This is a genomic window from Lacinutrix sp. (assembly GCF_037625555.1).
In the GTDB taxonomy this organism is placed as follows: Bacteria; Bacteroidota; Bacteroidia; order Flavobacteriales; family Flavobacteriaceae; genus Lacinutrix.
The window spans coordinates 1-21,584 of record NZ_JASJHV010000082.1; the positions used below are offsets into that span (position 1 = coordinate 1).

Here is a 21,584-nt window from a genome sequence, read left to right on the forward strand (position 1 = left end):
CACTATACTAGTAATGAAAATAATACGTCAGCTTTTCCTAACCTTGGACTAGCTAGAGCAAATGCAGTTAAAAACTACTTTGTTTCTCATGGTATTTCTTCTAAAATGATAAATACAACTGGAAAATTAGATAATACTTTAATTCCAGATGCTTCAAGTACATATTATGGACCATTAAACTACTCTATAAACACAAGAGATGTTAATGATACTAGTGAGACAGATGAGTTAAAAGTACTTCATGATGAAATTATTTTCAATCCTCTAATATTGTATTTTGATACAGCATCTGCAACCATTAATCTTAATGATTTACAACGACTAAAAGTTGCAAATATGGTTAGATATTTAGATAAAACTGAAGGTGCTTCAATAAAACCTATAGGGCATTCAGATAATACAGGAAAACGAGAAACCAACATAAGATTAGGTCTAGATAGAGCAGAATTTGCTAAAAATTACTTAGTAAGTAACGGCATTTCTTCTAGTAAAATAAACAGTTCTTCTAAAGGGCCAGACGAGCCAATTGCCGATAACACTAGCGAAGAAGGTAAAGCAAAAAACAGAAGAGTAGTAGTAATATTAAACTAACAATTAAAAATTTATAATTATGACTTTATTATTATTAAACATACCATGCTGGTTGATACCATTATTAGTTGGTGCTATTTGTGGGATTTTAGGTTACTTATTAGTTAGACTTTTAGGTAGTAATAAAAATGACAATAACACAACAGCGAATGTTGATGTTTACAAGAATAGAATTTCTAAATTAGAAGCAGACTTAAAGGCCTGTAAAGTAAATAAAAAATCTACATTTTCTGGAGGAAATTCTTCTATATCTGAACCAGAGGTAGCAAGTTTAGCTGTTGGTACTGCTATTGTAACTTTTGATAAACTCTAGCAAAATCTATTTTTGGAAAGAACATTAAAGAAAACGATTTAACTGTAGTAGAAGGTATTGGCCCAAAAATTAAAGAATTATTTCACAATCACGAAGTTACTACTTGGGCAGCATTAGCAGATTGTTCTTTAGATAAGTGCCAAGAAGTATTAAAAAGTGGAGGTAAACGTTTCGAGATACATAAGCCAGGTACTTGGCCAAAAGAGGCTAAATTGGCTGCTTCTGAACAGTGGCAAAAACTAAAAGACTGGCAAGACTCCTTAGATGGTGGAAAATAACCAACACACTCTTTAAATAAAGAATAGCTGTTTTTATAATATTTTACAGAAACGGCTTTTTTTATGGATTAGTTATATTTTACTTTACGTAAAATTCTTAGAGATTCCTTATAATTACTATAGATCTTGTCATTAAAAATTTTTAAAAAAGGTTTAGCCTCATTAAGTTTTTCTATCGCTTCAGTAAAGCCGTTTAGGTAACAAATTAAATAAGTTGCAGGCAAATTTGTTAAATCATTTTCTTGTGTTTGTGTAAGCTTTCTTCCTTTTTTTAAATAGTCTAATAAAGCATTATTAGTATTATAAATATGATGCAATATTTTTTTATCGAATTTAGGAGATTGAAACACTAAGGTGCTCTCTATACTATAGTTTGCATTATTGTGAAACAGAATTACGGTTTCCTCTAATGGATAATATTTATAATTTTCTTGAAGCCCTAACGAAACATATTCTACAATTTTAAAACGATCTGCATCAAAAGAAATAGAAACTTCATCAAGAGCCGAATAAAATAAACGAACCTGCTCATTAATAAGTTCTATATCTACTCTAGAGTAAAACACTTCGTCTTTTACTTCTTTTTTTTGCCCAGCCCAACACACAACAAAATATTCTTTAAAGACTTTATATTGCGGATTATAATCGTTACGCTTAGCCATAAAATCGAAAACACCATCAAGTGTATATTCTATATTGTTATGAGAATGGTTTTCTATAGCTGCAACAATTTTAGAGTTTACGTCTTTAATATCACTTTTAAATACCTTAGGCATGCTTATGCTTCCATCTCTAAAAAAGACAGCACCACCATAATATTTCCAGATGTTTTTTCTTAAAGATGTTAAGCCTTCAATAGCTCGAATTGTTACTAAACCAACAACCTTATCATTTGGCAAATGTGGAAAAGAAATATTTTCGTATTGCACAATTGGTGGATTGTTTAGATATGCATTAATAATGTTTTGAATTTTTGAATCGTCAAAAAAATCGACACCAAGAATACTATTGTCTTCATCTTCAACACCAATAACAATAAAAGAATTATTTTTAGGATTACTGTTAGACAAGGCGCAAACATGCTTTAAAAATTTAGCTTTACCTTCTTTTTGACTTATGTCTATTTTTCGTTTTTTGTCATAAAAACTATTCTCATCGTTGTGAGCTAGTAAGTTTTTAATTAAAAGACGTTTGTTAATCATGTTCTTTTACTGTTAAAGAAGGCATCTGTTTTAGTTTTCTTTAGGCTTTATTTCGGCAATTATAACACCAAATTCACCTTCTAATTGTTCCCAATGTTTTGAAGGTAAATAGGTTTTAGAGACAAAACCATCTAAATATAGTGCACTCTCACAATCGTTATTTTTAAAAAAAGTAGCGAAGTCGTGAAAATTAATTTCCTTTTTAGACATAGCAAACAAAAGATCTCCATTTGGCAAAACACCAACTCCGTTTCTTATATTTAAATTAGAAGAACCTTTATTAAATTTTGGGTTTAATTCTCCATCAATAACTAACATTGGCCCAGATTGTGTTGCGTAATAATTATTACTAGTGGACATGAAATTTTGTGTTGTAGTAATAGAAGAAACGGCTTTTTCTGTTATAGAAAACACTCCGTTAGGTTGCAAATAGAAGTTACCAAAACCATTTTGAATGGTATCTAATTTAGAAAGTATTTTACCTTTTTCAATATATAAATCTTGAGGCGAAAAATGTTTTTTAAACATACCTCCATTTACTGCAAAAATTAATTTTTCATTATTGTTTTCAACTTCTGTTTTAAGATTTTTAAAGGTTTTAATTAAAGAATCGTGTTTGTTTTTCCAGTAGAATTTTAAAGTTTGTTTTTTGGGATTTATTATGTAGCTAATAATTGTAGTGTCTTCAGGAGGTTGAATTATATTTTTAGTATTACAAATAGCAACAGCATTCTCGTTTTCCGATTTGCAGGAAAATAGTATAACACAACTAATTAAAACTAATATGTAGCTTTTTAATCTCATAATAACTCTATCCCTTCTTAACAATAGTACTACTCGCCTGAGCAGTACAAAACATCAACACATCTGCTATATTAACATGTTTTGGTCTAGAAATTGCAAAGTAAATAACATCTGCAACATCTTCTGGTTGCAGCGCTTTGTAACCTTTATAGACATTATCTGCTAGTGTTTCTCCTTTAAACCGCACTTGAGAAAATTCGGTTTCTACCAAACCAGGATTAATAGCAGCTACTTTTATTCCATAAGGATTTAAATCCATACGCATACCTTCTGTAACTGCAACAACAGCATGTTTACTAGCGCAATAGACATTGCCTTTTGGGTAGACTTCCTTTCCTGCAGAGGAGCCAATGTTTATAATATGCCCAGAGTTGCGTTCTGTCATTTGTTGTATCACAGCTTTACTAACATATAGTAGTCCTTTTACGTTTATATCCATCATAGCATCCCAATCGTCTAAATTACCTTCGTGTATTGGGTCTAGGCCATGAGCATTTCCTGCATTGTTAACTAATATGTTTATTTCTTTAAAAGTTTCAGGAAGCGATTCTATAGCAGAAAAAACAGCTTTTCTATCACGAACATCAAAATTTAAAATATGTACTTCGGTATGTTTACTTAATGCCTTTTGTATAGTTTCTAAGCGGTCTTGACGCCTACCACAAATTATTAGTCTTATTCCATGTTTAGCAAACTCGTGAGCAGTTGCTCTTCCAATTCCACTTGTTGATCCAGTAATTAACGCTGTTCTTTTCATATTTATTTCTCAACTAAACGAGACTATTTTTTAATTAGTTTTATCAGACTTAAAAATAGAAAACAAAAAATGGTTAGAGCCTTTTGTTTATTGATTTTTTTAACCAATTATTAACACGATTGTATCGAAAAAATTAACATTTTGCACTTTCTAAATTACCAAATATTACAATCGATACTAAAATTTATAAAAAAGATGGAAGAAACAGGTGCAATTGAGATTAAGTCAATTAACGAAAAAATTGAAAAAGAAAGTGCTTTTGTCGATTTACTAACCTATGAAATGAACAAAGTAATCGTTGGTCAGAAACACATGATTGAGCGTTTACTAATTGGTCTTTTAGGTCAAGGACATATTTTACTAGAAGGTGTTCCTGGTTTGGCAAAAACATTAGCTATTAACACGCTATCTAAAGCGATTGATGGTAGTTTTAGTCGTATACAATTTACTCCAGATTTATTGCCTGCAGATGTAGTAGGTACTCTAATTTTTAATATGAAAGAAAATGATTTCACTATTAAAAAAGGACCCATTTTCGCAAACTTTGTACTTGCCGATGAGATTAATAGAGCACCAGCGAAAGTACAATCTGCTTTATTAGAAGCGATGCAAGAAAAGCAAGTAACTATTGGAGACGAGACGTTTATTTTAGATAAGCCATTTTTAGTAATGGCAACAATGAATCCTGTAGAACAAGAAGGAACATATCCATTACCAGAAGCGCAAGTAGATAGATTTATGCTTAAAACGGTTATCGATTACCCTAAAAAGGATGACGAGCAGTTAATTATGAGAGCTAATTTAAAAGGTTCTTGGGATAAAGTAAATCCAGTAGTTTCTGTGGCTCAAATCTTAAAAGCACAAGAAGTAGTTCGTGAGGTATATATGGATGATAAAATAGAAAAATATATTTTAGATATTGTTTTTGCTACACGTTACCCAGAACAATATAAACTAGAAGAATTAAAACCATTAATTTCTTTTGGTGCTTCGCCTCGTGGAAGTATTAACTTAGCAACAGCAGCAAAATGTTATGCTTTTATTAGACGTCGTGGTTATGTAATTCCAGAAGATGTTAGAGCTGTAGTTCACGATGTTTTAAGACATAGAATAGGCATTACTTATGAGGCCGAAGCAGAGAACATAACAAGCGAAGACATTATTAATAAAATTGTAAATGTGGTCGAGGTACCATAGACAATTATCATTTATCAGAAATCAATAAATAATTTAATATTAACTTTCTGAAAATTGTTTAATGTTAATTGCTCAATGTAGAAATGGATACCAAAGAATTACTAAAAAAAGTACGTAAAATCGAGATTAAGACACGACGCTTGTCTGATCATATTTTTGGAGGCGAATACCATTCGACCTTTAAAGGACGAGGGATGACTTTTTCTGAAGTTCGCCAGTACCAATTTGGTGATGACGTAAGAAATATAGATTGGAATGTAACCGCTAGAACAAACCAACCTCATGTTAAAGTTTTTGAAGAAGAACGTGAGTTAACAATGCTTTTAATGGTAGATATTTCAGGTTCAGAGCTGTTTGGTACAGACCAACAATTTAAAAATGAAATAATAACAGAAATTTCAGCAACACTAGCTTTTTCAGCAAAACAAAATAACGATAAAATAGGATTAATTTTATTTTCAGATGAAATAGAATTATACATTCCTCCCAAAAAAGGACGTTCTCACGTATTGCGTATTATTCGAGAATTAATAGAGTTAAAACCTAAAAGTAAAGGCACAAATATTGCAGAAGCTTTAAAATTTATGCGAAACGTCATGAAGAAAAAAGCGATTGTTTTTGTTTTGAGCGATTTTATTGTAGACGATTATAAGCAAACACTTAAAATTGCTGCAGGAAAGCATGATGTAACTGGTATTAGAGTTTACGATAAAAGCGAAGAAACCATTCCTAATCTTGGTATTGTACAAATGCAGGATCAAGAATCTGGAGAATTAATGTTGGTTAATACAACGTCAAAAAAAGTACGACAAAATTATAGTAATTTTTACAATGAAAAAGTCGCTTACTATAAAGATAGTTTTGCAAAATCCGGAGCAGGAACAATAGATTGTCGAGTAGATGAAAGCTATGTGAAAAAATTATTAGGCTACTTTAAAAGAAGATAATTAAGCGAATGATGAATTACAAATTACAAATAGCGAATGTTTATAAAAAACAGAATACTACAATAGTTCTGTCTTTTTTCTTTGCTCTTTTTTCTCTATTGTCATTTGGTCAAGTCAAAGTAAATATAGATTCTACCTCAATTAAAATAGGAGCACAAGTAACTTATAAAATTGAAGTTGATACAGACACAACTTCTTTAGTTATTTTTCCTGAAGGTCAAACATTTTCACCTATGGAAATGATAGAATCTTATACAATAGATACAACCAAAAAAAACGACAGATACAACCTTATTAAAAAATACGGATTAACACAATTCGATTCTGGAGCTTATACCATACCAAAACAAAAAGTATTAATTGGCGCTAAAGAATTTTATACAGATTCTTTAAGAGTTGAGATAAGACAGGTTGTTGTAGACACCACAAAACAAGGCTTATACGATATTAAACCAATAATAAAAGTTGACAAAAGTATAGGGAATTGGTGGAAATATTTATTTTTAATCTTACTAGCAATCGCTTTGGTTGCTTTCCTATTATGGTGGTTTATTTTGAGAGTAAAACCATTAACTAAAGAAGAAGAAATAGCACTATTGCCGCCTTACGATCGCGCTAAGTTGGCTTTAAAACAACTAGACGAAAGTAATTACCTTCAAAACCAAAACCTAAAAGGCTACTATTCAGACTTAACTTTTATTATTCGAAAATATTTAGACGAAAAAGTATACGATCGTGCTTTAGAAAGTACAACAGACGAGTTAGTTTCTAGATTAAACTTGTTAAAAGATGGAAATCAAATAGAACTAAGTAAAGACGATATTAGAAATATTGAAACTATATTAAAGCGAGCAGATTTAGTAAAATTTGCAAAAGGGACTCCAGATGTTGCTTTAGCTGAAATAGATAGAAATACTGTAGACTTAGAGATTGATCATGTTAAAGAAGCACTACCAGAACCAACAGAAGAAGAGAAACTTCTAGATAAACAATATAAAGAAGAGCAAGAACGAAGAAAGAAAACCATAAAAGTAATTTTAACCATTGGTATAGTTGCCTTTTTATTAGTAGGAACACTAGCAGGTTTTGGTTATAAATATGGTTTTAGTTACGTAAAAGACACTATTCTTGGTCATGAGAGTAAAGAACTTTTAGAAGGAGAATGGGTAACAAGCGATTATGGTTTTCCTCCAATTATAATTTCAACACCAAAGGTTTTAAAGCGTATAGAAATACCAATAGCTCAAGAACAAGAGAATGAGCCAAAATCTAGCAGCTTTTCTTATGGAACAATGTTAGACGTTTTTAATATAACATTAAATACAATACAGTTTCAAAACCAGAACCAAAATCCTGATTCGCAACAACAAGAAAAAGCGCCAGAGATAGATTTAGCAGAACTATCAGAAAAAGGCATACAAGGTATAGAAGCTAAAGGAGCCAAAAACATTGTTGCATTAAAAGAGAAATTTCAAACACCAAATGGAGCAGAAGGTTTAAAATCTTATGGCACCATGAATATTCCATCCATAGGAAGCGATAAATTAAGGTCTGCTAAATTTAATTTTCTACTATTTACTGCAGAAAATGTATTACAGCAAATAATAGTTATTTCTCCACAAGACGATGAATATGCAGATGAAATTGTAGAACGCATTTTAAATTCAATAGAACTAAATCCAAAAACTGAATAATGTTTGAAGGCATAGAATTTTTAAACAAAGAATTTTTCTGGTTGCTATTATTGCTTCCACTGGCTTTGGTGTGGTATTATTTTAAATATAAACAGCAAAATGCTCAATTAAAAATCTCAAGTTTAAAAGGATTTAAGATTACCAGTTCATGGTTACCAAAATTTAAGCACTTCCTTTTTGCTGTAAGATTAGTGGCACTTACCTTTTTAATTATTGCATTAGCCAGACCAAGAACGGTAGATGTATCCACAAAAACAAAAACTACAAGAGGTATAGATATAGTTATGGCAATAGATGTTTCAGCAAGTATGCTTGCTAAAGATTTAAAACCAAACAGGCTGCAAGCCTTAAAAAAAGTTGCTGCAGATTTTATTAAAGGAAGACCAAACGATCGTATTGGAATTGTAGAATACGCAGGAGAAAGTTATACAAAAACACCAATAACAAGCGATAAAAACATTGTATTACAATCCTTAAACGAAATTAAATTTAATAAAATAATAGAGGGAGGAACAGCTATTGGTATGGGCTTAGGCACCTCTGTAAACCGTTTAAAAGACAGTAAAGCAAAAAGTAAAGTTATTATCTTGCTAACAGATGGTGTTAATAATTCTGGTTCTATGAACCCAAAAATTGCGAGTGAACTAGCACTAGAGTTTGGTATAAAAACTTATACCATTGGTTTAGGAACAAATGGTATGGCTTTGTCTCCAATATCTTATAAGCAAAATGGGCAATTTCAATACGGTAGAGTTAAGGTAGAAATAGACGAAGAATTACTTAAAGAAATAGCAGAAGTAACAGGAGGAAAATATTTTAGAGCAACTAACAATAAAAAATTAGCTGAAATATACGACGAGATTAATAAGCTTGAAAAAACAGAAATAGAAGAGTTTAAATTTTATAATTACGAAGAGAAATTTAGATGGTTTGTTTGGGTAGCAGGAATTTTGTTGTTGTTTGAGTTGCTGTTGAGAATTACCGTTTTTAGGAGTTTTGTATAGAATTTAAAAAGATAAAGAGATGTCACACTTAATGTTGTTTAAGTGTTAACTAATAAAAACACATTCGCAAATAAGTAGCTAAACTGCGACTGAATACTGAATAATAAATGCAATTAGAAGAAAAAATATGGTTTTGGGCATTGCTAGTTATACCAATAATATTGGTGTTGTTTTTAGCGCTTCAAATTTGGAAACGTAAAACACAAAATAAATTTGCAAATCAGGACATTTTAAAACGATTGACCCCTAATAGATCTTTATTTAAATCGGTGTTAAAAATCGTAGTATTATGTTTAGCTTTTGCCAGTTTAATAATGGCTTTAGTAAACCCTAAAATTGGTTCAAAATTAGAAACGGTTAAACGCGAAGGAGTAGATATTGTGTTTGCAGTAGATGTTTCAAAAAGTATGCTTGCCGAGGACATTGCACCAAACAGATTAGAAAAATCGAAGCAATTAGTTACTCAAATTATTAATAGTTTAGCAAGTGATCGTATAGGTATTATTGCATACGCAGGTAAGGCATTCCCGCAATTACCTATAACAACAGATTATAGTTCTGCAAAAATGTTTCTTAATAATATGAATACAGACATGATGTCTTCTCAAGGAACAGCAATTAACGAAGCTATAGAACTAGCAAAAACATATTATGATGACGACCAGCAAACCAATCGTGTATTGGTTATAATTAGCGATGGAGAAGACCATAGTGAAGCTGCAGCAAGTGTCGCTGAAGAAGCAGGAGAAGCAGGTATAAGAATTTTTACAATTGGTGTAGGAGATGTAAAAGGAGGTCCAATTCCTTTAAAAAGAAATGGAGTAATTTTAAATTATAAAAAAGACAGACAAGGCGAAACCGTTATTACAAAATTAAATAAAGAGACTCTTAAAGATATTGCAAAAGAAGCTAATGGAGTTTATATAAACGGAAATAGTACAGATAAAGTAGTCGAAGAGATAAGAGATATTTTAAATAAAATGGATAAAACGGAATTTGAAAGCAAACAATTTGTTGCTTACGAATCTCAATTTCAATGGTTTTTAGGCCTAGGAATTTTACTTTTATTTATAGATATTTTTCTGTTAGAACGAAAAACAGCTTGGTTAAAAAAGCTAAATCTTTTTAACGAGAATTTATAAAATCCTTAACACCTACTAAATCAAGGCTTTCATATATTTATGAGTTCATAATTAACAATGAAAAAACATATAATTTACATATTAATATTTGCAGTATCTTTCTCTTTTGCACAACAAGAGGAGACAGAAAAGCAGTTAAAAATATTAAATCAAAAAACTAATAATTTAATAAGTGAAGCAAATGATTTAGCTAGTAACGATGCCTTTGTTTCTGCAGAGATGGAGTATAGAAAAGCTATTTCTAAAAAACCAACAAGTGTTGCAGGAACTTATAATTTAGGACATTCATATTATAAAAACGGCAATTTTGATGAGGCATTATACCGTAATCAACAAGCAGCTAAAAATGCAACAGATAAATTAGAAAAGCATAGAGCATTCCATAATATAGGAAATATATTAATGCAAGAAAAAAAATGCAGAGAAGCTTCAGAAGCATTTAAAAATGCACTTAGAAATAATCCGTTAGACGAAGAAACACGTTATAATTATGTGCTAGCAAAAGAATGTGCAAAAAAAGAAGATCCACCACAAGAAGATGGTGATGATAATAAAGAGGATAAAGAAGACAAAAAAGACAAAGACCAGAAAGACGAAGGAGACAATAAAGAAGATAGTAAAGATAAAGGCGATAAGGACAAAAGAGAAGGCGACGATAAAGAAGATGAAGGTAAGCCAGATAAAAAAAAAGATAAGGATGGAAAGGGAGACGACGAGAAAAAGGAGCAACAAAAACCACAGCAACAACCAGGAAAACTATCGCCTCAGCAAATAAAAAACCTCCTAGAAGCAATGGATAACCAAGAGCAAAAAGTGCAAGAGAAAATAAATGCAGAAAAAGCAAAAGGCGCTAAAATTCAAACCGAAAAAGATTGGTAAAACTATTTTGTTATTTCGTAATAGATACGAAAGCCATTAGATAATGAAACACTTAAAGCACATAGCAATTCTATTAATTATACTCACAACAAGTATAGTAGGATCGCAAGTACAATTCCAAACTAGGGTAAGTAAAAAAACTTTAGGCTTGAACGAGCGTTTGCGTGTAGACTTTTCTATGGATAAAGATGGAGATAATTTTAAGCCACCAAGTTTCGATGGTTTTAATGTGGTAGGAGGCCCAAACCAATCTGTCAGTAATTCTTGGATAAATGGAAAACGTTCATTCGAGAAGACTTTTAGCTATTTTTTAGCACCAACTCGTATGGGAAGTTTAATAATAGGTTCTGCTAGTATAGAAATAGATAAACAGACCTATAAAACCAATACAATTGCAATTACTGTTACCAAAGAAATACAAAAACCAAAAGATCCAAACAGCGCTATTGCTAGTGATAATATTCATTTGGTAGCAGAGGTTTCTAATGTAAATCCATATTTAAACGAAGCCATAACTGTAGTTTATAAATTATATGTAGCACGAAATACAGGAGTAGATAATTGGCGAGAAACAGATGATCCAGAGTACGACGATTTTTGGAGTCAAAATATTAATCCTAAAGGATTAAAAATAGAAAAAGGAAAATATAAAGGAGAAGATTATCAATATGTGGTATTGCGAAGAACTGTTTTGTACCCTCAAAAAACAGGTAAATTAACAATAGAACCATTAAAACTAGACGTTACAGCGACTATACCAACCCAAAGACGTGATATTTTTGGGCAAAGATTAATGAGTAAGGTAAATGTTCCTGTAGTTGCAGGAAAGCGAAATATTAATGTAAAACCACTACCAGAATTAGGTAAGCCATCAGATTTTTCTGGTGCAGTAGGAGATTTTAAATTTAATTTAAGCACCTCTAAAAGTGAGCTTAATGCGAACGAATCTATGCAGGCAAAAGTAACAGTCTCTGGGAATGGAAATTTAAAACTACTAACATTACCAAAATTAACATTACCAAACTCTCTAGAAGTTTATGAGCCAGAACATAATGAAAATGTTCGTACAAATTTAAATGGTATGCAAGGTGAAATTTCAGACAATTATACTATTGTACCTCAATACAAAGGTAAATACTCAATACCTACCATATCTTTTTCTTATTTCGATTTAAAAACCGAAACCTATAAGCGTATTTCTTCCAACCAAACCATAATTAATGTTCTTGAAGGTCCTGTTTATGGAGCATCAGATAATAATTTAATAACAGAAGGAACAGAAAAACAACCTGTAACACTAAACAACAATCAATTTGCATTTATAAAAACAAAACCAAATTTTAGTTCTAAAAACGAACAATCATTCTTTAATTCTAAAGCATTTTGGGCAAGTTTGTTATCGCCATTATTAGCAATTCCATTAGCAATTGTTTTCCGTAGAAAAAGAGACCAACGAGCAGGAGATCTTGTTGGAAATAGATTAAGAAAAGCAGATAGATTAGCTAAAAAATATTTAGGAGTAGCTAAAAAAAGCTTAGGGCAGAAAGAAGCATTTTATGTAGCATTAGAAAAAGCACTACATAACTATTTAAAAGCAAAGTTAAATATTGAAACTAGCGATTTAAGTAAAGATAAAATAAAAGTATTATTACTAGATAGACAAGTAAATGAAGGAACAGTTGAAGACTTTGAAAGCATATTAGAGAATTGTGAAATGGCAAGATATACACCAATTACAACCGTTACTATGCAACAAGATTATGACAAGGCTGCTAGCACCATTAATTTAATAGACAAACAAATAAGATAACTTTTGTAATTCTTGTTTAGTCAAGAATCCATAGAAATAAAGATGAAAAACATTTTATACATATTATTATTTTTCTTTGGAAGCCTTACAGCTCAAAATGAAAAAGTTTTTGATCAAGCAAATGCGCTCTATAACGAAGGTGAATTTGCTGAAGCAATAGATAGATATGAAGTAATATTAAATACAGATAAGCATTCTGCAGCACTTTATTTTAATATTGCAAATGCACATTATAAGCTTAATCACATTGCTCCTTCTATTTATTATTATGAAAAAGCTTTAGCATTAAAACCTAAAGATAAAGACATTAAAAATAATATGGCTTTTGCTAATAATATGAGAATAGATGCCATAGAAAACTTACCAGAAGTAGGTTTAATTAGGTTTGTAAATAAAGTTACAAACAGCTTTTCTTTTAACACTTGGTCAAAAATAGCCGTTGTTCTAGTCGTGTTTTTTGTTCTATTTTATTTATTCTATTATTTTACTCATGCTACAGGTAAAAAACGTTTTTACTTTGTAAGTAGTGTTTTTTCTATTGTTTTTGCATGTATAGCGTTAGCAATCACATTCTATAATTACAGTGGTGTAAAAAAACTGAAACCAGCTATAGTATTTGCTCAAGAATCTCAAGTAAAGATCGAACCTAACTTACGCAGTGATGAAGCATTTATGCTACATGAAGGTACTAAAGTACAGGTTTTAGATACTATTAATAGTTGGAAAAAAATTAAACTTGCAGATGGTAAAACAGGCTGGATTTCTAGTAATGATATAAAACTGTTGAACATTTTTTAGATTTTCTTTAACACTATAACCTCAATTATATATTATATTTGCCTTTCAATTATAGCAAATGTTAAAACGTTATCTATCAGTTTTCTTTACAGTGTTTTTTATAGCTACCATAATAGCACCTTCTGTATTGCTATATGTAGATGATACAATTGATATTTCTTATTTATTAGATGCTTCTGAGGAAGAGGAGGAAAAAGGAAAAGAGAAGAATAAAGAACTAGAAGTTTTTGTAGTTGAAAATCTTTTAGAATCTGAGGACTTATTTTATTCTAAAAGAGAAGAAAGCCAAAGCTATACTTATAAAAAGTACGCAAATCCACACTTAAATTTAATATCTCCACCACCCGAATTCATTTAATAATTTTTTAAAAACGGACACTAAGTCTAATCAAAAATTATTAAAAAACTTACTATTGATTTTTCAATAGTAAAAATCAATTTATATATGTTTAAAACTTTAAAAAATGACTTACCAGCGAGTATAGTCGTGTTTTTTGTTGCTTTACCTTTATGTTTAGGTATTGCATTGGCCAGTGGAGCGCCATTATTTTCGGGATTAATTGCAGGAATTATTGGAGGTGTTGTTGTTGGAGCTTTAAGTGGCTCTAAAATTGGAGTTAGTGGACCAGCTGCAGGATTAGCTGCTATTGTACTTGTTGCAATTGGTAGTTTAGGTGGTTATCAAAATTTCTTGGTAGCTGTTGTGTTAGCAGGAATTATTCAGATTTTATTCGGCGTTTTAAAATTAGGAATTATAGGATATTATTTTCCTTCTTCTGTAATTAAAGGGATGCTAACAGGTATTGGAATTATTATTATATTAAAACAAATTCCTCACTTTTTTGGCTACGACAAAGGGTTTACTCTATTTAATGTTCATGGAGAAAATACCATAACGCAATTACTAAATGTTTTCGATCATATTCAATTAGGTTCAACAATTATTGGAATTGTTGGTTTAGCTATTTTATTACTTTGGGATAAGGTGTTATCTAAAAAAGGAAAGATTTTCAACTTAGTTCAAGGTCCTTTAGTGGCTGTTGTTGTAGGAATTATATTTTTTGTTGTAACACAAGGGAATTCAGCCCTAGCAATTGAGAGTTCTCACTTAGTAAGTGTACCTATTCCAGACAGTGTAGATTCATTTATAGGTCAATTTAGGTTTCCAAATTTTAAGGCAATATCAAGCAAAGATGTTTGGATTGTGGCATTTACCATAGCACTTGTTGCTAGTTTAGAAACACTTTTATGTGTTGAGGCTACAGATAAACTTGATCCAAATAAAAATGTAACACCAACAAATAGAGAGTTATTTGCTCAAGGAACTGGAAATATTATTTCAGGTATGATTGGAGGTTTACCAATTACTCAAGTAATTGTTAGAAGTTCTGCAAATATTCAATCAGGAGGAAGAAGCAAAATGTCAGCAATAATACACGGTTTTTTCTTATTAATATCTGTTATTTTAATACCAAGGGTATTAAATATGATACCATTATCTGTATTAGCAGCAATTCTTTTAATTGTAGGTTATAAATTAGCAAAACCAGGATTATTTAAAAAGATGTACGACCTAGGATGGAAGCAGTTTATTCCATTTACGGTTACGGTTTTTGGGATTGTGTTTATAGATCTTCTTTGGGGAATTGGACTAGGTTTAGCTGTTGGAATAGTCGTTATTTTAGTTAAAAGTTTCCAAAACTCTCATTTCTTAAATATCGAAGACAAGAGTAATGGGAAGCATAGAATAAAAATGACGCTTGCTGAAGAAGTAACGTTTTTTAATAAGGGATCTATTTTAAAAGAATTAGATAGTTTGCCAAGGGACACCTATTTAGAATTAGATGTTAGAAAAACAAGGTATTTGGATAATGATATTATCGAAATTTTGGAAGATTTCGCTTTTAAAGCTAAAGAACGAAATATTGATATTCAGTTAGTCTCAGAGCGAGGAATTGTTGAAAACCCAGAGAGTTTTATTGAGTTTTTCAAATTAAGACCAAGAACAGCTTAACATTGAAATTATGAAAAATAATTATAAAATATTGGTGTTGTCTGATTTGAAAGATACAACAGACAACATATTGAAGAGTACAGTAAGCCTTGCCAAAATAATTAAGGCAGATATTGAGTTTTTTTATGTAAAAAAACCTACAGATGTTGTAGATACAGAGAGCCAGTTATCTGCCATGCGTGTTATTAACCAGGAGCATATAGATATTGATAAACAAATAGCAGCTATATTAAACCCTATAAATAAAGACTATGGATTGAATATAAAATCTAATTTTACATTAGGTAACGTAAAAAACGAAATTGAAAAACGTATAAAAAGTAGTAAACCCGATATTATTGTTTTAGGTAAAAGAAAACCTAATGCTATAAAATTTGTAGGTGATAATATTACCGATTATGTTTTAAAGCAACACCAAGGCACTATTTTAATAGCTGGTAATAAAAATGTTTTAGAACCAGGGTATGATTTGTCTTTAGGAGTTTTTAATAGTGAAAAAGAATCTTTTAATATGGCATTTTCCAAAGACTTAGTATCACATACTAAGCAACCATTAAAGGCTTTTAGGATTATTGAAAATAAAACTGTTTCAGAATCAAATAATACTTTAAAAGATAATGATACAGTAGAGTTTGTTTTCGAAAAAAACGACAATATTATTAAAAACCTTTCAAATTATTTACTTAAAAACAATGTGAATTTATTCTGTTTAAATCGTGGAGTGCATTCAGTTAAAAAAGCTTCAAAAGCTCTTAAACCTGAAGTTAAAGAAGTAATAAATAAGCTAAATATTTCAATGTTGCTTACAAATGAAGAAATATGATTAAAAACAAAACCACTTTGGTAGTATTAATTTTAGCATTAACATTACCAATATTTTCTTTTGCTCAAGACAGTAATTTAGGTAATTGGTTAATCTATATTGGTAATAAAAAACTAAATAATGGTTGGAATATCCATAACGAGGTTCAATACCGTAATTATGATGCTATTGGCGATTTAGAGCAGTTACTATTACGAACTGGTTTAGGTTATAACTTAACAGAAAACAATAATAATGTGTTGTTAGGTTATGGCTATATTTTATCAGAAAACTATGTTGGTGAAACCGATGAAAAAGTTTCGGTTAACGAGCATCGTATATTTCAACAGTTTACCACTAAGCAAAAAATTGGTAAAGTAGGTTTAAGTCATCGTTACCGTTTCGAGCAACGTTTTGTACAAGATGATTTTAAAATGCGTTTTAGATATTTTTTAGGACTTAACGTCCCACTTCAAAGTAAAGAAGATGAGTTGAGTCCTTTATATCTTTCTACGTATAATGAGATTTTCTTGAATACAGAATCATCAGTTTTCGATAGAAATCGAGTGTATGGTGGATTAGGTTATAAGTTTTCTAATGCGTTAAGATTAGAGCTTGGTTATATGAATCAATTTTTTGAAAACTCAGGAAGGAATCAAATTAACTTAATTGCATTTGTAAATTTCTAATTAAGTAAATTTTGAGTAAGATTTACTTTTAAAGTACAAATGAAAAAACTACTCTAGAAGCTAAAGTTAAAATCAGAAATATGAAAAATTTATTTTCAAACATTAAAGGCGATGCCTTTGGTGGTATTACCGCTGGAATTGTTGCATTACCACTAGCACTAGCATTTGGTGTTTCATCAGGATTAGGACCTGAGGGTGGTTTGTATGGAGCTATATTTATTAGTTTTTTCGCTGCACTTTTTGGAGGTACTAGCACTCAAATTTCTGGACCCACTGCACCAATGACTGCAGTAAGTATGGTAATAATTGCTGGAATAATAGCTACAAATGATGGTGATGTAGAAAAAGCTTTACCAGTTATTCTAACTGTTTTTTTACTTGCAGGACTAATTCAAATAGGATTGGGAATGATTGGACTGGGAAAGTACATAAGATACATTCCATATCCTGTAGTTTCTGGTTTTATGACAGCCATTGGAGTTATAATATTACTAACTCAAATCTTACCTTCAATTGGTTATTACCCTAAAGAAGACGCAGTATTTGTAGAAACATTTAAGCCTCAAGCCGAAGAAGTGATGCTTAAAAATATTTTAAAAGAAGAAGCTGGAGAAGGTATTTTAGTTTTGGAAAACTTTAAAGAAACTCAAACGAGAGCAAATTCAATTACGCCAGAACAAATTTTAAAAGAGTCTCAGACTATTGCCGAAAAAACAGGTAAAAATACCATAGGTGTATTGAAAATACTACCAAGAGCTTTAAAAAACATAAATTGGTTGGAACTTGCTTTAGCACTTGCCACAATTTTTATTGTCTTTGGTTTTAAACGAATTACAAAAAAAATACCAAGCACATTAGTGGCTTTGGTAGTAGTATCTGGAATTGCCTACGGATTTAATTTAGGGTATAGACCAATTTCAGAAATACCTGGAGGTATCCCAATTCCAAGACTAGAAATGTTTACTAGCTTTAATCTTGGAAGTATTACACCATATATATTTCCTGCATTAACACTTGCGCTGTTAGGAGCTATAGATTCATTACTTACAAGTGTCGTTGCAGATAACATGACTAAAACCAAGCATAAGCCCAATAAAGAACTAATAGGACAAGGTATCGGAAATAGTATAGCGTCAATTTTCGGAGGAATTCCTGGAGCTGGAGCAACTATTAGAACAGTGGTAAATATTAATGCTGGAGGAAAAACTAAGCTTTCAGGAATGATTGCTGGTATAATGCTATTATTAATTATGTTAGCATTTAGTGGTATAGCTTCGCAAATTCCAGCCGCTGTTTTAGCAGGTATATTAATAACCGTAGGAATTGGAGTTATGGATTATAAAGGTTTAAAAGCGATTCCAAGTTTGCCCAAGGATATTAAATTAGGACCATTAAAACTAAGCTCAGAAGTATTAATAATGCTTATAGTTTTAGTATTATCAACTTTCTGGGATTTAATTTACGCCGTAGGAATTGGTTTAGTAATTGCTTCATTAATGTTTATGAAAAAAATTGGGGATTTAACAGCTGAACGTTCTGATGTCAAATCTTTAAAAGAAGAAGCTTGGGCAGATGAAAGTGATTTTCCTTCAAACCTTAAAGAAGAAGTATTTGTTAAACACCTTAAAGGCCCTTTGTTTTTTGGATCGACAAGCGATTTTCAAGCATTAACGCAACAAATTCCCAAAACAGCAAAAACTGTTATTTTAAGATTAGGTCGCATGCAATATATGGATCAATCTGGTTTATATGCTATGGAAGACATGTTACAAGACCTTAAGAAAAATGATGTTGAAGTCTTATTTGTAGGCCTTTTAAAGCAACCTCTTTACATGATGGAGCGTATTGATATTATTCCAGATTTTATACCAAATGAACATATTTTTAAAGATTTTAAAACCTGTTTACAATGGGTTAAAACCAATGTGAAAGACACAATAAAAAATTAATAATTTTCCTTTTAAAGGAACTAAATTTCAAAATTAAAATGAAAAATATAGCAATAACAAAACAAATACAAGACACATTAACACCAAAAAGTGTTTTACAAGATTTATTAGCAGGAAACAAAAGATTTGTTAGCAGTAACTCTCAAGCAGTAGATAATTCTGCATTAGTTTCTCAAACCACAGGAGGACAATTTCCAAAAGCAGTTGTGTTATCGTGCATAGATTCTCGAGTACCTGTTGAAACAGTTTTAGACCAAGCCATTGGTGATATTTTTGTATCTCGCGTAGCTGGAAATTTCGAAAATACAGATATTTTGGGAAGCTTAGAATACTCTTGTAAAGTAGCAGGAAGTAAATTAGTTTTAGTTCTTGGTCACGAAGCGTGTGGAGCAGTAAAAGCAGCTTGTGATGGAGTAGAATTAGGTAACATAACACATTTGTTAAGTAACATTTTACCGGCAGTTCATCAAAGTGCAGAAGAAGTTGATGGCGAAGCTAATTCATCAAACAAAGCTTTTGTTGCAAAAACGGTTGAGAATAACGTGAAGTTAACCATTAATCGTATTCGCGAGAAAAGTCCAATCTTAAAAGAAATGGAAGATAATAACGAGATTTCAATTGTTGGAGGTGTTTATAATTTACATTCTGGAAAAGTAGAAATGCTTTAATAACTTTCTAGATATAAAAAAGCCACTCAATCGAGTGGCTTTTTTATTTAGTGAATTTTTTTAAGATTCTGTTTCACTCTCTTTTTCCTCATCTTTATCAGATTTTATAATATTTGGAAAAATTATTGGTGCAATAGACTTAACAGGATTGTATAGTATTGAATCTTCAATATGTCCCTCATCTACAAATGTTATAGTGTCGTTCATTTTATTAAAAACAATTAATAAAACACTTAAAATAACGGCTATTTTTAAAGCTCCAAAAACACCACCTAACAACTTATTTAAAATCCCTAGAGTAGCAAAATCTGCAAGTTTTGTTAATGCTTTTCCGGCAAGAGCGATAATTATAATTATAAGCACAAAGGTTATGGCAAATGCAGTAATATTTATAGTTTTTTCTGCCCATTCTGTTCTACTTTGAATAAAATCTGCAACAAAATAGCTAAAATGTATTGCACCATAAACTCCTGTAACTAATGCAACTAAAGAAGCAACTTCTACAAAAAGACCTTGCATGAACCCACGAACAAGCCCAAATAGTAATAAAGCACCTAAAACAATATCAATAACAGCCATAATAATAGATTTTAGACAAATATAAATTAACTTTGCGACTTTAAAATTATTATGGCAAGAGACGAAGAATTAAAAGAGCGCTGGAAACTGGTTGTAGATAAGTTGTCTAAGCATTTTGCAGAAGGAGATGTACTTGACTTAGATGCAATTATTTACCTAATAGGAATACAAGAATTAGGACAATTAGATCGTAAGTTTAAAAAAGATCATAAATTAGATTTAATGCATATTGCAATATGTAAATTATTGGTTCCTTATGGCTATTACGAGTTCGATTTTGTTGACGAAGACGGTTGGCCTCATTACATTTCTAAAGAGCAATTGCCAACTTTAAAAGCAGGAGAACAAAGTGTTTTAATGAAAGAAGCCATTGTAAATTACTTTATTGAAACAGAGTATATAAAGTAGAAATTAGTAAATTTGCCATCATTTTATAATGACGCTATGATAGATAAAATTAAAGAACTTATTGCAGAAGCAGAAAGCTTTAAAGCCCAATCTAAAGAAGAGGTTGAAGCCTTTAGAATAAAATATTTAGGTAAAAAAGGTTTACTTAACGACTATTTTTCTGAATTTAAAAATGTTGCGAGCGAGCATAAAAAGGAATTTGGTCAAGTAATAAACCAACTAAAAACGACTGCTCAAGATAAAGTTAATACATTAAAAGAAGAGTTAGAAAACACAACCAACGACACAGAATCTGTTAACGATTTGTCTCGCCCAGGACAACCTGTCTCTTTAGGAGCAAGACATCCTATTTCTATTGTAAAAAACGATATTATAGATATTTTTTCTCGAATAGGTTTTAATGTAAGTGAAGGTCCAGAAATAGAAGACGATTGGCATAATTTTACAGCATTAAACTTGTCAGAATATCATCCTGCAAGAGACATGCAAGACACGTTTTTTATTCAAACAAATCCAGATATATTATTGCGTACGCACACCAGTTCTGTACAAGTACGTTATATGGAAAACAATCAGCCTCCTATTAGAACTATTTCACCTGGTCGTGTGTTTAGAAACGAAGCAATTTCAGCAAGATCTCATTGTTTTTTCCATCAGCTAGAAGGATTATATATAGATAAAGATGTAAGCTTTGCAGATTTAAAACAAACCTTACAATACTTTACAACAGAGTTATTTGGTAAAGCTAAAATAAGATTAAGACCATCTTACTTTCCTTTTACAGAACCAAGTGCTGAGGTAGATGTTTATTGGGGATTAGAAACAGAAACCGACTATAAAATCACCAAAGGAACAGGTTGGTTAGAGATTGGTGGTTGTGGTATGGTAGACCCAAATGTATTAATTAATTGTGGCATAGATGCTAATGAATACTCTGGTTTTGCTTTTGGAGTTGGTATAGATCGTATAGCAATGTTATTACATCAAATTGGAGACATACGCTTGTTAAGCGAAAACGATGTTAGGTTTTTAGAGCAGTTTAAATCTTCTATATAATTA

The 21,584-nt window shown here is 30.9% G+C and carries 22 protein-coding genes; 18 read left to right on the plus strand and 4 right to left on the minus strand.

Going from position 1 to position 21,584, the window contains the following annotated elements:
• Positions 1–591: OmpA family protein (locus tag QNK89_RS07035; protein WP_340170312.1), on the plus strand; the 591-nt coding region annotated here is incomplete at its 5' end.
• 19 nt (positions 592–610) lie between these two features.
• Positions 611–904 (plus strand): hypothetical protein, encoded by a 294-nt coding sequence (locus tag QNK89_RS07040; RefSeq protein ID WP_340170313.1) that lies wholly within the window; start codon positions 611–613, stop codon positions 902–904.
• Positions 905–1,250: 346 nt separating this feature from the next.
• On the opposite strand, the gene QNK89_RS07045 is transcribed toward QNK89_RS07040, so the two are convergent.
• Genes QNK89_RS07045 through QNK89_RS07055 form a run of 3 tightly spaced genes read right to left on the minus strand, consistent with a single transcriptional unit; the run spans position 1,251 to position 3,945 of the window.
• A complete protein-coding gene (locus QNK89_RS07045; protein ID WP_340170314.1) occupies positions 1,251–2,384 on the minus strand; it encodes an ATP-binding protein in 1,134 nt (377 codons plus the stop codon).
• A 30-nt stretch (positions 2,385–2,414) separates the two neighbouring features.
• Complete coding sequence (locus tag QNK89_RS07050) at positions 2,415–3,188, minus strand: phosphodiester glycosidase family protein (protein WP_340170315.1); 774 nt, start codon at positions 3,186–3,188, stop codon at positions 2,415–2,417.
• Between the two features lie 7 nt (positions 3,189–3,195).
• Positions 3,196–3,945, minus strand: a complete 750-nt coding sequence (locus QNK89_RS07055; protein WP_340170316.1) for an SDR family NAD(P)-dependent oxidoreductase — start codon at positions 3,943–3,945, stop codon at positions 3,196–3,198.
• Between the two features lie 195 nt (positions 3,946–4,140).
• On the opposite strand from QNK89_RS07055, the gene QNK89_RS07060 reads away from it, so the two are divergent.
• The 14 genes from QNK89_RS07060 to QNK89_RS07125 all read left to right on the plus strand — a co-directional run bounded on the left by QNK89_RS07060 (position 4,141) and on the right by QNK89_RS07125 (position 19,538).
• On the plus strand, positions 4,141–5,142 hold the full coding sequence (locus tag QNK89_RS07060; RefSeq protein ID WP_340170317.1) for a MoxR family ATPase: 1,002 nt from the start codon (positions 4,141–4,143) through the stop codon (positions 5,140–5,142).
• 83 nt (positions 5,143–5,225) lie between these two features.
• Positions 5,226–6,089, plus strand: coding sequence for a DUF58 domain-containing protein (locus QNK89_RS07065; protein ID WP_340170318.1), 864 nt, complete (start codon positions 5,226–5,228; stop codon positions 6,087–6,089).
• 8 nt (positions 6,090–6,097) lie between these two features.
• Positions 6,098–7,783, plus strand: coding sequence for a hypothetical protein (locus QNK89_RS07070; protein ID WP_340170319.1), 1,686 nt, complete (start codon positions 6,098–6,100; stop codon positions 7,781–7,783).
• Positions 7,783–8,787 carry a VWA domain-containing protein gene (locus tag QNK89_RS07075; RefSeq protein ID WP_340170320.1) on the plus strand — a complete coding sequence of 335 codons (1,005 nt, stop codon included), beginning with the start codon at positions 7,783–7,785 and terminating at the stop codon, positions 8,785–8,787. The genes QNK89_RS07070 and QNK89_RS07075 overlap by 1 nt, the downstream gene beginning before the upstream one ends.
• Positions 8,788–8,894: 107 nt before the next feature.
• Positions 8,895–9,929 carry a VWA domain-containing protein gene (locus QNK89_RS07080; protein ID WP_340170321.1) on the plus strand — a complete coding sequence of 345 codons (1,035 nt, stop codon included), beginning with the start codon at positions 8,895–8,897 and terminating at the stop codon, positions 9,927–9,929.
• Positions 9,930–9,986: 57 nt separating this feature from the next.
• Entirely contained in the window at positions 9,987–10,808 is an 822-nt protein-coding gene (locus tag QNK89_RS07085) for an aerotolerance regulator BatC (protein WP_340170322.1), read from the plus strand.
• 43 nt (positions 10,809–10,851) lie between these two features.
• The gene (locus tag QNK89_RS07090) at positions 10,852–12,618 is read left to right on the plus strand and encodes a BatD family protein (RefSeq protein WP_340170323.1); all 1,767 of its coding nucleotides are present in this window, start codon (positions 10,852–10,854) and stop codon (positions 12,616–12,618) included.
• A gap of 42 nt (positions 12,619–12,660) precedes the next feature.
• The gene (locus QNK89_RS07095; RefSeq protein WP_340170324.1) at positions 12,661–13,416 is read left to right on the plus strand and encodes a tetratricopeptide repeat protein; all 756 of its coding nucleotides are present in this window, start codon (positions 12,661–12,663) and stop codon (positions 13,414–13,416) included.
• Between the two features lie 58 nt (positions 13,417–13,474).
• Positions 13,475–13,774 carry a hypothetical protein gene (locus tag QNK89_RS07100; protein WP_340170325.1) on the plus strand — a complete coding sequence of 100 codons (300 nt, stop codon included), beginning with the start codon at positions 13,475–13,477 and terminating at the stop codon, positions 13,772–13,774.
• A gap of 87 nt (positions 13,775–13,861) precedes the next feature.
• Positions 13,862–15,430, plus strand: coding sequence for a SulP family inorganic anion transporter (locus QNK89_RS07105; RefSeq protein WP_340170326.1), 1,569 nt, complete (start codon positions 13,862–13,864; stop codon positions 15,428–15,430).
• 10 nt (positions 15,431–15,440) lie between these two features.
• Entirely contained in the window at positions 15,441–16,253 is an 813-nt protein-coding gene (locus QNK89_RS07110; RefSeq protein WP_340170327.1) for a universal stress protein, read from the plus strand.
• Positions 16,250–16,921 carry a DUF2490 domain-containing protein gene (locus tag QNK89_RS07115; RefSeq protein WP_340170328.1) on the plus strand — a complete coding sequence of 224 codons (672 nt, stop codon included), beginning with the start codon at positions 16,250–16,252 and terminating at the stop codon, positions 16,919–16,921. Before QNK89_RS07110 ends, QNK89_RS07115 begins: the two co-directional genes overlap by 4 nt.
• Positions 16,922–17,001: 80 nt before the next feature.
• A complete protein-coding gene (locus tag QNK89_RS07120) occupies positions 17,002–18,870 on the plus strand; it encodes a SulP family inorganic anion transporter (RefSeq protein WP_340170329.1) in 1,869 nt (622 codons plus the stop codon).
• A 38-nt stretch (positions 18,871–18,908) separates the two neighbouring features.
• Entirely contained in the window at positions 18,909–19,538 is a 630-nt protein-coding gene (locus tag QNK89_RS07125; protein ID WP_340170330.1) for a carbonic anhydrase family protein, read from the plus strand.
• A 60-nt stretch (positions 19,539–19,598) separates the two neighbouring features.
• Here QNK89_RS07125 and QNK89_RS07130 read toward each other — a convergent pair whose 3' ends face one another.
• Complete coding sequence (locus QNK89_RS07130) at positions 19,599–20,117, minus strand: CvpA family protein (RefSeq protein WP_340170331.1); 519 nt, start codon at positions 20,115–20,117, stop codon at positions 19,599–19,601.
• A gap of 51 nt (positions 20,118–20,168) precedes the next feature.
• Between QNK89_RS07130 and QNK89_RS07135 the strand changes: the two genes are divergently transcribed.
• Together QNK89_RS07135 and pheS are read left to right on the plus strand one after the other, a co-directional pair.
• Positions 20,169–20,525 carry a hypothetical protein gene (locus QNK89_RS07135; protein WP_340170332.1) on the plus strand — a complete coding sequence of 119 codons (357 nt, stop codon included), beginning with the start codon at positions 20,169–20,171 and terminating at the stop codon, positions 20,523–20,525.
• Positions 20,526–20,561: 36 nt separating this feature from the next.
• Positions 20,562–21,581: a phenylalanine--tRNA ligase subunit alpha gene (pheS, locus tag QNK89_RS07140; RefSeq protein ID WP_340170333.1), complete on the plus strand. Its 1,020-nt coding sequence runs from the start codon at positions 20,562–20,564 to the stop codon at positions 21,579–21,581.
• Positions 21,582–21,584: the final 3 nt, after the last annotated feature.